Source organism: Psychrobacter immobilis (genome assembly GCF_904846225.1).
Lineage (GTDB): Bacteria > Pseudomonadota > Gammaproteobacteria > Pseudomonadales > Moraxellaceae > Psychrobacter > Psychrobacter immobilis_F.
Window position 1 is genome coordinate 1 of record NZ_CAJGZJ010000051.1, and the last position, 1,314, is coordinate 1,314.

A 1,314-nucleotide genomic window follows, 5' to 3' on the forward strand; every position below is an offset into this window, starting at 1 on the left:
GAGACATTCCCAAAAAGTGTGTAACTGCTTATAATCCACTAACCGGAGAATAAGCAATGACTACTCAATCTGACATTAAGAAACTGGCTGAGCAAATGGCTGGTAGCATGAACAGCTTCGATGACATCAAAGACTTCCAGAAGCAGCTCATGCAATCCTTTATCGACACTGCCCTTGAAGCTGAGATGGAAGACCATCTTGGCTATCCCAAGCATGAAAAGGCGGATAAGCCTAACAAGCGCAACGGTCATACTAAAAAGACTGTCCGCAGTGACACAGGCGATCTTGAAATATCCACCCCAAGAGACCGTGATGGTGACTTTAAACCTGCATTAGTGCGTAAGCATCAAACCCGTATCTCAGGTCTTGATGACAAGATCATATTCTTTTACGCCAAAGGTCAAACCACGACTGAGATCGTCGAAACCATCAAAGAGCTCTACGATGTCGACATCTCAAGCTCTCTTGTCTCAAGAGTCACTGACAACATCTTAGAGGACATCACTGCATGGCAGAACAGGCCACTGAGCAGTATCTATCCTATCGTCTATTTGGACTGCATTGTCGTTAAGGTACGTCAAGATAAACAGATCATCAATAAGGCTATTTATCTGGCGCTAGGTGTTGCTCTTAACGGTAAAAAGGAGCTATTAGGCATGTGGCTATCAGAGAATGAAGGGGCTAAGTTCTGGCTAGGCGTGCTCACTGAATTGCAAAACCGCGGAGTGCAAGATATCCTCATTGCCTGTGTTGATGGTCTAAAGGGCTTTCCTGATGCCATCAACACCGTTTATCCCAACGCTCAGGTTCAGCTGTGTATTGTGCATATGGTGCGGTATTCGATGAAGTTTGTACCCTGGATAGATAAAAAGGCCGTAGCGGCTGATCTAAAAGCCATCTACGGTGCGGATACGCTTGAGATAGCAGAGGCCAATCTTGAGCACTTTGATGAGACTTGGGGTAAGGATTACCCGCACGTGGTTAAGTCTTGGCGCAATAACTGGGATGGCCTAACGGTATTCTTTGACTATCCTAAAGACATCAGAAAAGTCATATATACCACCAATGCTATTGAGTCACTAAACAGCGTGATTCGTACGGCGGTGAATAAGCGTAAGGTCTTCCCGTCTGATCAGGCAGCATTCAAAGTGGTGTACTTAGCAACCCAGCAGGCGTCCAAAAAGTGGTCTATGCCGATTCGTAACTGGACGTCTGCTTTGAATCGCTTTATGATTATGTTTGATGACCGTATCAGCAGGCATTTAATCTAAATGGCAGTTACACAGAATCTGGGATGGGCTCAGTATTGGCTCA

The 1,314-nt window shown here is 45.4% G+C and carries 1 protein-coding gene; it reads left to right on the forward strand.

What is annotated here, in order from left to right:
• The first annotated feature begins 56 nt into the window (after positions 1 to 56).
• Complete coding sequence (locus JMX48_RS13955) at positions 57 to 1,271, forward strand: IS256 family transposase (RefSeq protein ID WP_201538771.1); 1,215 nt, start codon at positions 57 to 59, stop codon at positions 1,269 to 1,271.
• Positions 1,272 to 1,314: the final 43 nt, after the last annotated feature.